The organism is Chloroflexota bacterium (genome assembly GCA_013152435.1).
In the GTDB taxonomy this organism is placed as follows: Bacteria; Chloroflexota; Anaerolineae; order DUEN01; family DUEN01; genus DUEN01.
Genome location: JAADGJ010000095.1, coordinates 1 through 11,989 on the forward strand (window position 1 = coordinate 1; position 11,989 = coordinate 11,989).

The 11,989-nt window shown below is 64.7% G+C and carries 8 protein-coding genes; 3 read left to right on the forward strand and 5 right to left on the reverse strand.

The annotated features are described in order from the left end of the window. Window positions 1–643 precede the first annotated feature (643 nt). The 3 genes from GXP39_13585 to GXP39_13595 all read right to left on the reverse strand — a co-directional run bounded on the left by GXP39_13585 (window position 644) and on the right by GXP39_13595 (window position 4,946). A complete protein-coding gene (locus GXP39_13585; GenBank protein ID NOZ29066.1) occupies window positions 644–1,840 on the reverse strand; it encodes a TCR/Tet family MFS transporter in 1,197 nt (398 codons plus the stop codon). A gap of 493 nt (window positions 1,841–2,333) precedes the next feature. Then, window positions 2,334–3,578: a class II D-tagatose-bisphosphate aldolase, non-catalytic subunit gene (locus tag GXP39_13590; protein ID NOZ29067.1), complete on the reverse strand. Its 1,245-nt coding sequence runs from the start codon at window positions 3,576–3,578 to the stop codon at window positions 2,334–2,336. Window positions 3,579–3,638: 60 nt separating this feature from the next. Then, window positions 3,639–4,946, reverse strand: coding sequence for a hypothetical protein (locus GXP39_13595; GenBank protein NOZ29068.1), 1,308 nt, complete (start codon window positions 4,944–4,946; stop codon window positions 3,639–3,641). Window positions 4,947–5,427: 481 nt separating this feature from the next. Between GXP39_13595 and GXP39_13600 the strand changes: the two genes are divergently transcribed. Beyond that, on the forward strand, window positions 5,428–6,234 hold the full coding sequence (locus GXP39_13600) for a hypothetical protein (protein ID NOZ29069.1): 807 nt from the start codon (window positions 5,428–5,430) through the stop codon (window positions 6,232–6,234). A 283-nt stretch (window positions 6,235–6,517) separates the two neighbouring features. Here the strand turns inward: GXP39_13600 and GXP39_13605 are convergent, their stop codons facing one another. After that, a complete protein-coding gene (locus GXP39_13605; GenBank protein NOZ29070.1) occupies window positions 6,518–7,492 on the reverse strand; it encodes a LysR family transcriptional regulator in 975 nt (324 codons plus the stop codon). A gap of 198 nt (window positions 7,493–7,690) precedes the next feature. Between GXP39_13605 and GXP39_13610 the strand changes: the two genes are divergently transcribed. Both GXP39_13610 and GXP39_13615 read left to right on the forward strand, forming a co-directional pair. Beyond that, a complete protein-coding gene (locus GXP39_13610) occupies window positions 7,691–8,062 on the forward strand; it encodes a hypothetical protein (GenBank protein NOZ29071.1) in 372 nt (123 codons plus the stop codon). Between the two features lie 18 nt (window positions 8,063–8,080). Then, window positions 8,081–10,309, forward strand: coding sequence for a formate dehydrogenase subunit gamma (locus GXP39_13615; protein NOZ29072.1), 2,229 nt, complete (start codon window positions 8,081–8,083; stop codon window positions 10,307–10,309). A 188-nt stretch (window positions 10,310–10,497) separates the two neighbouring features. Here GXP39_13615 and GXP39_13620 read toward each other — a convergent pair whose 3' ends face one another. Beyond that, window positions 10,498–11,916: an alpha-glucosidase/alpha-galactosidase gene (locus tag GXP39_13620; GenBank protein ID NOZ29073.1), complete on the reverse strand. Its 1,419-nt coding sequence runs from the start codon at window positions 11,914–11,916 to the stop codon at window positions 10,498–10,500. Window positions 11,917–11,989: the final 73 nt, after the last annotated feature.

The following is an 11,989-nucleotide window of genomic DNA, read 5'->3' on the forward strand; positions in this document are numbered from 1 at the left end:
AACAATACGATCAAGGCGTTGGGAGGACGCGTCTACAAGACCTATCGCATCTACGAGAAGGAACTCTGACGCCGGCTGGGCTCCACACTCGATCACACACAGCAGGTTGAGCTCCCATGCTCAACCTGCCGGTCGGCGCCAGCATGGGAGCTGGCGCTGCTGTGGTCCGGCGCCAGAAGGCCGCCCCCTCACACTCGATCACACACAGCAGGTTGAGCTCCCACGCGCAACCTGCCATCGGCGCCAGCGTGGGAGCTGGCGCTGCTGCGGTCCGGCACCAGCAGGCCGACCCCTCACACTCGATCACACACAGCAGGTTGAGCTCCCACGCTCAACCCGCCATCGGCACCGGTCAGCGCCAGCACGGGAGCTGGCGCCGCTGTGGTCCGGCACCAGCAGGCCGACCCCTCACACTCGATCACACACAGCAGGTTGAGCTCCCACGCTCCACCTGCCACCGGCGCCAGTCAGCGCCAGCGTGGGAGCTGGCGCTGCTGTGGTCCGGCACCAGCGAGCCAGGCTCCCACACCCGGCCACACAGCAGGTTGAGCTCCCATGCTCAACCTGCCATCGGCGCCAGCGTGGGAGCTGGCGCCGCATCGCGAGACGACGCAAATGGGCCGGGTCCCCATGCCTGATCGGACTATCCCATCGCCTCCGGGTGCGTTACGCTCGCGGGCCGGGCGGCGGGCGCCGAGGCGGCGTGCAACCGCGTGACGCTGATGAGAAACCCCAGGAACATGACGGCTGCGCCGGTGAGATAGGGATAACTGATGTGCACATCAAAGGCGAACCCCGCCCAAACCGGCCCGGCGATGCGTCCCAGGCTCATGAAGGCGTTGTTCAGCCCCATGGCCGCGCCCTGTCCGCTGGTGGCGCGCTTGGAGATCAGCGAGGACACCGCCGGACGAAGCAACGCATTGCAGGTGACGAAAGCGCCCACCGTCAACAGCACCCAATAGAACGTGGTCGCCTGGAGCATGAGCAGGAACCCGATGCTGCTCCCCAGCAGCGACAGCCGGATCACGGGCACCTCGCCCCAGCGCCTCGTCAGCGGCCCCGTCAGGGCCCCTTGCACGACCGCCGAGACGAGGCCGATGATCGTCAGGATCGTGCCCACACGCTGGGGGCCGTACCCATAGCGCTCCAGCGCGTACAGCCCGAAGATCCCCTCAAAGTTCGTGAGCCCGAAGCTCAACAGGAAGGCCAGAAACAGCAACACGCCGATGGGGCCGAAGAGCGCCCGCCACAGCGCCCGCAGCTGGGGCCCCTGCAAACCGTCCTCGCGCCGGGCTCGGCGCTCCCGGCTCAGCGACTCCGGCAGCGCCAACAGGATGAACACCAGCGTGACCATGGAGAGCCCGGCGGCTACGAAGAACGGCAGCGAGAGGGTTCTGCCCGCCAGCCAGCCGCCAATTCCAGGCCCCAGGACCATGCCGATCCCCATGGCCGCTCCCATCATCCCCATGCCGCCGCCCCGCTCCTCCTCCGAGGTGCTGTCCCCGATGTACGCCATGGCCGTCGGCAGCGTGGCGGAGGAGAGGATACCCGACAGCGCCCGGGCGGCGAAGAGCATCCACAACTGCGTGGATAGGCCGAAGAAGAGCTGGGCGATGGCATTACCCAGCACGCCGATCATCAGGATCGGCTTCCGACCATAGCGGTCGGACAGGCTCCCCCAGATGGGAGCGAAGATGAACTGTGTGACGGCGAAGGTCGCCATCAGCAGCCCTAACGCGCGGCCGCTGGCGCCGAAGCTGTCGATGTAAAACGGCATGATCGGGATGATCATGCCAAACCCCAGCATGATGACGACCAGGGTGAAGAACAGGATAGCCATGTTGCGACGGTTCGATTCCACGATCCCCAAGATCCTTTCCTTAATCGCCGATCCAGGAGAGTGCCGGACAAGATGACAGCGCCGCCAAGAACGACGGCGCCGAAAGGGAGACGCCTCGGGCTGATGGGTCACCCCAGACGCCCATATTGGCACACGCAAAGGACGCACGGCTGCACGTCCTATCCGCATCAACTGAACGGCATGAGCGAGGCCCTCGCCTGTCGCTTTTTCCCTCCACGGGCGGTCACACCCGAAAGGGGAGGTGCGGAGGGGCTCCCCCTCCGCAGAAAAAAGCTTTCTCTCGCCTTTTACCTGCCTGGTTGGGGCTTCGGCCAGTGGCCTTCGGCCCCACGGGGCAGGTGAAGGGCTGAAAATAGAGTTCTTCGGAGGGGCTTCCGCCCCTCCGAGCCACTCCAGAGATGCGGGACCACGCTTCCGTATCGCTTAAGTTGACACCAATGGGACGCACGGCTGCACGTCCCTGCAGATGTTTCTATTCCTGCATGACCGAACCCAGAAGCGTCAGGCTATCGAACAAGTGGAAGGCGACGACGTACTTCTCCATGACCCGGGCGATCCGATCGACCACATACTGATGCGGGTCCGGATGGACGAGCCCCACGTTCTCATAGAGCACGGATCGGGCCTGCACCACGGCGGGCTGCGCCCAGACGTATCGGCTCCCGGTCTGCACCAGCCAGGCCCGCCGGTCGGGTGAGAGCTCGGCGAACGACCACCCCTGCTCCTCGGGGGTGAGCCACTTCTTCCAGCGGCCGGAGTCGAGCACCGCCCGCTCCAGCACGGCCATGAAATCGGACGGCCGCACCTCCGGACGGGCTCGGCAGAGATCCGCCTCCCTGGCGCACAGATCGGCCAGGGCCTGATATTCCGCCGCGGTGAACTCGGGGCCGACGTTGGCCCCGCCCATGCCGCTGGCCGGGTACGCCTCAGGATTGGATACCCAGTCGGTGTAGTGCCCCTTGACCAGCGACCCCAGAGGCGCCACGATGTCGTACAGCCGGGCCGCCACCTCTGGATCGAAATCCGTGGTGTGCAGATCCGTTCCCACCTTGCCCACGATGAAACAGGGCCAGGCGTGCAACAGGCCGCGGGCCTCCAGGCCGGCGCGCAGATCCCGCACGAAGGTCTCAAAGCTGGCGAGATCCGCCAGGCCGCCGTGCACCTCCTCCGTGCCCACCTCGTATGCGATGGGGGGCAATCCCAGCCGCCGCCGCTCCGCCTCCGCGTACTCGATGAGATCCAGCGTGCGCTCGACCACGATCTCGATGGCGAGGGGTTGCCCGGGCGGCAGCGTGCGATCCACGGTGGGGTCGATGTGCAACAGCTGATACCCCGCCTCCAGACAGGCGGTGAGGCTCCGCTTCACCTCGGCCATGGTCTCGTCCAACGAGAGGCGATCCAGCGTGTGGCGATCCTTAAGCCACGGGCCGCCGTGATCCAGGCAGGGGTACAGGGGACCATCCCAGCGATACTTCTCCGCCAGCTCCCGGATCTGCTGCACGAACTGGGACGGCGCCCAGCCGGTATATCCGCCGTCCCGATCCACCTGATTCAGCGTGGCGGCGAAGAGCATGGGCATGTGGTTGGACGCCGCCACCTTGACCGCCGCCTCCAACACCGCCGCCGAGTTGGGGCACACGGCCAGCAGCGTGACCTGTGCCCTTCCATCCTCACGCAGCCGGATGATCCTGCGAACCAGATCGTTCAGAGTGTCCATGGAAACCTCGGATGAAGCATGAAGAGTAAAGCGTAAAACGCGAAAAGTCAGCCGTAAGGGTCAGGAGAAGAAGTGGGGCAACCACTCCCTCTGGGCCTCCAACAGGGCATCGGTGAGCTTCTCCGCCTGCTCCCGGGTGAACACATGCCCATCAGCCAGCATGGCCTGCACCACCAGCCGACGATCCCCACGCAGCGCGGCCTCCACCGTCAGCTCCTGCACGCCGATCACCCGCAGCAGGATAGCCGTGATCCCCGGGGGCAGCTCCCCGAAGGCGATGGGATGAAAGCCGGAGCCGTTGACCAGCGTCGTCCCCTCCAGGATCGCCCCCGCCGGAAGGTTGCTCGCCTGGCCGACATTGGGCAGGTTCGCCGAATAGAATCGACCGGCGTCATCCCACACGGATCGGAGGATCTCCACCAACTGTGAATGCTCCCCGGCCCCGCCCTCCTCGGCCAGCGGCACACGGCCGTACGCCTCGTCGGCCATCCGCTGGAAGATCTGATCCCCCCGCTCGATGATGGACTCGAAGGGCAAGGCGTCCACCCCCAGGGTGCGACCGTAATAGTCTCCTTCCCCGTGCCAACCCGGGAAGAACTCCACCACGTGGCTATCCAGCACGGCCGGGAAAGCTCCGAAAACCCGGAACAGATCCCATGAGAGCGGATTCTTCGCCACGGCATCCGGCTTTTCCGCCATCTTCTGACGTACCAGCGGCCACGCGTCCTCCCCCTGATAGCGCAGCTCCGTGATCCAGGTGAGATGGTTCACGCCGATGGCGGCCGACCACACCTCGTCGGGCGAGGCGTCGATGAAGCGCGCCAGGTAGTCGTGCACCTCCTTGACGCCGATACACAGGCCGACCACCTGCGCAGACGTGGCCTTGCGGACCGCCCGGCATACCACGGACATCGGGTTGGAGTAGTTGATGAAGATGGCATCCGGGCACAACGCCACCACATCCCTGGCGATGTCCACCATGGGAGGGACCATCCGCAGAGCCCGGGAGATGCCGCCGGGCATGTAGGTATCCCCCACCGGATGATAGATACCGAACTCCCGGCAGACGAACACATCCTGCTCCCAGGCGCGGCGCCCCCCCACGCCGATGGTCGTGACCACCGCATCGGCGCCCGGCAAAAGCTCGCGTCGATTCTCGGAGGCTCGCACCGTGATGGGGGCTTCGTGAGCCTCCACCAAGCGCTGCGCGAGCCGCCGGGCGACCTCCAGGCTCCCCGGATGGATATCCACCAGGCGCAATTCCCACTCCCCGCCATCGGCGATCAGATTCTGCACCAGGCCGCGGGTGAACATGGCGCTCCCCGCGCCGATCAGCACGAGCACTTTGCGATCCGTTGCCGTTCGCATAACGCATCTCCTTCACACCTATATGCGGTGCTGCCCGAACAACCGAGGCATTCTATCACCGTCTGAGAGCCCCTGCAACTGCGAAAAAACCGCTTGACAAATTCCCTTCCATGCGGTACACCAAAAACCATGGCGGCACCGTACCCAACCTCAACCCCAGAGTGTGCCTGAAAAATGCCGTTGCTTCTGCTTTGGGGAGACCCGGAGGGGCTCTGCCCTTCCGGAAAAAGCCCTTCTTTTGCCTTCGACCTGCCTGGCCTCGGCCTAGGCCCTTCGGGAAGGGCCGAGAAAGGCAGGTATAGGCCGGAAAAGTGGGATTTCCGTGGAGGGGAGGGCCCCTCCACACCCCCCTGTGGAGCCAATAGCTGAGGGAGACCCTCAGACACCTTGCCGGTAAACTTTCAGACACGCTCTCAGGGAGCAGCCCCTCCGCAAAAGCCGAGGCCATCCGCCTCACCTGACTCTACGACGAGGGAGGATGATGAGCATATCCAAACGGATCGAAGAGGCACGCAAAGCCTTCTCCCGACGCGATGTCCAGGCGGCGGCACAAGCCCACACGCCGGAACGCATTATCCAGACGGCCCAGGAGCGACACGGCGCGACGAGCCACCAGTACATCGGCGACATGGTGTACGGCGGGCTGGACGGCATCATCACCACCTTCGCCGTGGTGAGCGGCGTCGCCGGCGCCCAGCTGGCCACCAAGATCGTCCTGATCCTGGGCCTGGCGAACCTGTTCGCCGACGGCTTCTCCATGGCCACCGGCGCCTATCTCTCCTCCAAGAGCGAGCAGGAATACTATGAACGCGAGTGGGCCCGAGAGGCGTGGGAGGTGGAACACTTCCCCGAGGGCGAGAAGACGGAGCTATACGCGATCTACCGGGCCCAGGGATACTCGGAGGAGGACGCCCGCCAGCTGGTGGAGATCCACTCCAAGGACCCCGAACGGTGGGTGCGGGCGATGATGGTCGACGAGCTGGGGCTGATGGAGGACGAGAAGAAGCCGCTGCTCAGCGCGCTAGCGACGCTGGTGTCCTTCATCGTCGCCGGGTCAGTCCCCCTGCTGATCTACCTGATCGGCCTGGTGGTCCCGATCCCCACCTCCATCGAGTTCCCCATGTCGCTGGCGCTGTCGGCCCTGGCACTGTTCGGGCTCGGCGCGGCGAAGGTGCTCATCACCGAGCTGAACCCGATCCGCAGCGGCGCGGAGATGCTGCTGGTCGGCGGGCTGGCCGCGGGCGTGGCCTACGCGGTGGGCGCGCTGCTCAAGGGCATCGGCGGGTGATCCTCGCCCGGGACAAGACGAGGAGAGCGTCATCCGGCACGCGAGGAGCGGGGGGCAATGCCCTCCGCTCCTCGCGCTCCGAACGTTCAGGGCCTATCTATCCTATCCATCAGGCAGAAAAACTCTTTCTCCCGCCTTTTCCCTGCCTGGTTGGGGCTTTGGCCGGTGGCCCCCGGTCCCACGGGGCGTGAGGGGCTGAAAATAGATTTCTTCGGAGGGGCCGCCGCCCCTCCGAGCCACCCCGGAGATGTAGTTTAACTTGATACCAATGGGATCACGGCGATCACGCCTCTGCCGCGTCCCGCTTCACGCCGCGGGAGACGATGTCGTGACGTAGATGCTCGGAGATGATGCAGGGGACATCCGGGTTGACCTCCTGCATGAACTCACAGAATGCCCTCCGGGCAGGGGTCTGAGGCAGGTTCAAGTTGTAGGCGATGTACAGCCACCGCTTCATGGAAAGCCCCTCCAACGGCACGATATCCACCCGCCCCAGGGCGATGCAGCGTTCGGCCGCCACGCGAGGTACAAAGCCCAACCCGATCCCCTCCTCCACGGCCAGCAGGATCGCCTCCGAATTCCCCACCACGAGCACCGTCTCCAGCCGGTCCACATCCACGCCCGCCTGATCCAGCCCCTCCAAAAGCGCCATGTGCGTGCCCGAGGTGGGCTCGCGCATGATGAAGCGCTCCTGATACAGCTCGAACGGGGAAATGCTCCCCTTCTGCGCCCACGGATGCCCCGATGGCACGACCAGCACGATCTCGTCCTCGAAGAAGCGGCAATAGTGCAACCCGGTGCGCTGCACCCGCTCGCTGGTCACCCCCAAATCGACCTCCCCGGAAAGCAGCCAGTCGATCACCTGGGAGCGCAGCCCCACGCGTATCGTCCCCCGCACCAGGGGATACCGCTCACGATATCGCGCCAGCAGCCAGGGGAGCACGTACTTCCCCGAGGTCGTGGAGCACCCGATGACCAGATGGCCCACCACCTCTCCGGAGAGCGCCAGGGCCACCTCCTCGACCCGCTTGTGGGCGCGCAACAGCTCCTGAACCAGGGGCAAAAGAGTTTTTCCGGTCGCGCTCAGCTTGATGCGGCGGCCGTGCCGCTCGAAGAGCTGTACACCGAACCGTTTCTCCAGGGCGCCGATATGCTGACTCACCGCCGGCTGGCTCATGTGCAAGCGCTGCGCCGTCAACGAGAAGTTCTCCGTCTCCGCCGCCACCGCGAAGACCTGTAAGCTATCCGGATTCAACACGGGTCCCCTCCTTGGCGTCATTACCGTTCCCAATCAGAGCTTATCAGAAAGTCTCATAAGGAGAAATGATATAAGTCATAGGTTACAATAAGAAATCTTTCTTAACATGCGTACAGGAACCGCTATGTAGCGATCCACAGGAGAGCCCCTCGCTCGATCCCAGGGCTCCACCATCATCCCGTCCAAGGAGGTAGGAGGATGCAAGGGAAAAGGAAACGACGCTGGCTCACAGCAGCGGTTGCGCTGGCCGCCCTGATGCTCGCATCCGGCTGGCTGTGGGCAGGCGGCGCGCTGGCCGCACCACAGGAGGCCACGCAAGCGCAGGCGATCCCCAAGAAGCACCCGCCGTTCTTTCTGCGCAACGAGGCCGGCGAGGTGATCAACCCGCTCACCGGGGAGAACGCCGACCAGCCCTACAGCCCACGCCAGACGTGCAGCGCCTCCGGATGCCACGACTACGATACCATCACCGGGGGGTATCACTTCCAACAGGGTGCGGACGTCATCAGTGATCACTTCGATCCCGAACGGCCGTGGGTGCTGTCCGACGGCATGTTCGGGAAGTTCTGACCGCCCTCCTTTCGCCAGTTGGCGAAAAAGCACAACGAAACCCCAGATGAGATCGACATCACCGTCTGGCAGTGGGTGACGACGGGCCCGCCCAACATGCCCACCTGCGCCGGATGCCATCCCGGCGGCGGCCCGCTGGAGTTCGACCGGGATGGGCAACGCTACGACCAGGCCCTGGTCGCCAATCCATCCCTGCGAGACTCGCTGGATGGGGACTACATGGGCAGCCACTGGGATCAGAGCGGCGTGTTGGAGGCGGACTGCCTGCTCTGTCACTCCCCTGACTACGACTGGAAGGGAAGGATCGGGCAGCTCAAAAGCTGGAACCTGAAATGGGCCGCCACAGCCGCCGGTCGCCTGGGGATCGTAAAGGGGCGCATCTTCGACCCCGAGACGAAGCAGCTGACCGGGGAGACCCCAACCGTCGTCTACAACAGGCGGCTCTTCAACGAGGACGGCAAGGTGGCGCTGGACATCAACTACCGGCCGGCGGACACCAACTGCCTGCAATGCCACGGCCCCGCGGACATGAAGAAGCGAGGGTTCAGCTGGAACGACCCCATCAATCCGGACGTGCACAACCAGCAGGGCATCCAGTGCGTGGACTGCCATCCGGGGGATATCTCGCACAACTTCGCCAAGGGCCACACGACCATCGAGACGGTGCGGGATGACCTGGACAAGACGATGCGCTCCTGCGAGGACTGCCACACCACGGGCTACCTGGGCGCATCCATCCCGGACCACGTGAACATCCCGCCATCGCACCTGAAGGCGATCGCCTGCGAGACCTGCCATATCCCCCAGAAGCACCGGGCCGCCGGTGAGTATTTCGACAGCACCTACGGCTCCCTGCATTGGGACATCATCGGGGGGGCGGAAAAGTGGGGACAGCCGGCCGACTGGTATCCGGCCTATGAGGAATTCGACGGCCAGATCCACCCGGTGAACCCCATCTTCGGCATCTGGTGGGGCAATCGGGAGGCGGATGGGACCGTCTATCCGCTCTTCGCCCGGGAGCTGGCCAAGGCGTGGGCCGTATACAAGGACCAGGTCACCGACGATAACGGGGACGGCTTCCCGGAGGTGAACCGGCGGGAGGAGATCGAAGCCGGGCTGCACGCGCTGGAACAGACGCTGGCCGGCAACGCCCGCTTCACCCAGATACACCCGGTGTTCGTCAAAGGGGACAAGCTGTGGGAGTTCGACGACAGCGGCGCCCTGATCGGGCATCCCGCGCCGGAGTGCAAGGGCGAGGCCTTCTCCATCAGCCACAACGTCGCGCCGGCGATGGAGGCGCTGGGGGCAGGCGGCTGCAACGACTGCCACAGCCGGCAGGGCGAGTTCTTCAACCGCACCCACATCGTGGATCCCTTCGACGAGGAGGGCAAACAGGTCATCGAGCCGGTGCGGTGGACCATCGGCGTCAGCGATTTCAGCTACACGCTCTGCTCGATCCACTGTCCCCTGGTGCGCCCCTGGATCGGCGGGCTGCTCCTCCTCGTCTTCTTCGCCACCACGCTCCACTTCACCCGCTATGGGCCGCACGACTTCGGCGGCCGGCCGCTCACTCCCAGGCCGGATGACTACGAACGGATCGAGCGTTACAGCTGGTTCGAGCGCCTGGTCCACCTGATCGTGCTGATGACCTTCCTGTTCCTGGCGTTCACCGGCCTGGCCTTCGCCTATAACGGCGGGCGGTGGCTACAGCTCGTCTTCGGGAACACGCTCACCCCGCGCGTGTGGCACGGCTGGCTGGGGTTCGTCTTCGGCGCCGGCGTCATCATCATGTTCATCCTGTGGTGGCGCGACGCGGTGCTGATCCCCAGCGACCGGGAGTGGCTTCGCAAGCTGGGCGGCTACCTGGGAGGACACGTGCCCGCCGACCGCTTCAACGCGGGCCAGAAGATCTACTTCTGGACGGTGATCATCGGCGGCATCGTCCTGCTCATCACCGGCACGCTCCTCTTCTTCCGGGACTCGCTTCCCAACGATGTGGTCTTCCTGGCCGTGATCATTCACGATCTGGCGGCGCTCTTCGGCGTGGCCGGAGTGCTATCTCACGTCTATCTGGGCACGGCGGCCAATCCCGGCACGATCCAGGCCATCTTCGCCGGCTGGGTCACCAAGGGATGGGCCAGGCTGCACCACCCGCTCTGGTACGAGAAGATCACGGGTCGTCCGGCCATCAACGGACAGGCGACGTCAGAGGAGCCGAAGGCCAACACAAAGGCATCAGAGGAGTGATCAAGCGATCCCCGGCCGCTCGCCGTCACGCCGGGAGATCCGCAGGCACAAAAAACAGGGGCGGGATGATCCCGCCCCTGCTCGCGTCTACGGGATATATCGGGTAAGGACACGGCATGCCATGCCCGTGAGCCAATCATTGACCTCGCTCAGATTAAGCAACGTAGAAATCCCGCTCTCCGCGAAGATCAATAATCCTCGAACGGCGGGATGTAATCGCCGTGGGCCTCAATGAGCTCGTCCACCAGGGCGTCGATCTCGTCCAGCGTCAACTCGGCCGCCGTGTGAGGATCGAGCATGGCCGCGTAATAGACGTAGTCCCGTCGCCGCTCCAGCGCCGCCTTCACGGTCAGCTCCTGCACGTTGATGCTGGTGCGCATCAGCGCCGCCAGGTGCGGGGGCAGCTCGCCGACGCGCACGGGCTGCACGCCCGCGCCGTCCACCAGGCAGGGCACCTCCACGCAGCATCCCTGCGGCAGGTTGTCGATCAGCCCGTAGTTCATCACGTTGCCGTAGATCACGCGCGGCTGGCCCGTCTCCATGGAGTGGATGATGAGCGTGCCGTACTCGCCGGAGTGGCGTGACTTGCCCTCCGCCTGGGCCTGCTCCCACTCCTTGCGGAGCTGCTCCGCCCGCTCGGGGTCCTCCTCGGCGATCCGCTTCAGCCACTCCTCCATCTTCTTTCGCTCGTAGCGCACGATGGCCTCCGGATCGGGATCCTCCAGCGCCGCCTTCATCTCATCCCAATCGGCGATCTGGGCCTCGCACCGCCGCGGGTACTCATCCAACGGGACGTTGAAACGCTCGATGAGGTCGGGGCGATCGCGGCGGATGAAGTAAGGTACGTATTCGGCGAAGTGCTCGCTGGACTCGGTGACGAAGTAGCCCAGCCGGCGGAACATCTCGAACCGCACGCGATCGTCATCCGGCACCCGCCCCTCCTCGATCACCTGGCGCAGCCGCGGGTACAGATCTTCGCCCTTGCGCTCGAAGCGCAGGTAGAACGCCATGTGGTTGATGCCCGCGCAGACGTAGGTGATCTCCTCATAGGGAATGCCCAGGATGCGGGCCAGATGGGCGGCCGTGCCCTGGACGCTGTGGCACAACCCCACCGTCTTGATGTTGGTGGCCTGGTTCATGGCCCAGGTGAGCATGGCCATGGGATTGGTGTAGTTGATGAAGAGCGTGTCGGGACACAGCTCCTCCATGTCACGGGCCATGTCCAACATGACCGGGATGGTGCGCAGGGCGCGCATGATGCCGCCGATGCCCAGCGTGTCGCCGATGGTCTGGCGCAGCCCGTACTTCTTGGGGGTCTCGAAGTCGATGACGGTGCTGGGCCGATAGCCGCCCACCTGGATCATGTTGATGACGTAATCGGCGCCGTCCAGCGCCTGGCGGCGATCCGTGGTCGCCTCGATGGTGGGATGGGCGTTAGCCGCCTCGGCCACCCGATGCGCCACGATCTCCGACGTGCGCAGACGATCGGGATCGATGTCCATGAGGGAGATGGTGACATCATGCAGCTCCGGGAAGATGAAGATGTCACGCAACAGGTTCCGGGCGAAGACGGTGCTCCCCGCGCCGATGAAGGTGATCTTGGCCATGTCCTCGTTCCTCCATGCCAGAAATTGGGCGTCCTGTGGAAAAGCAGGCAAGATCAGTATACCGCAGCTCACC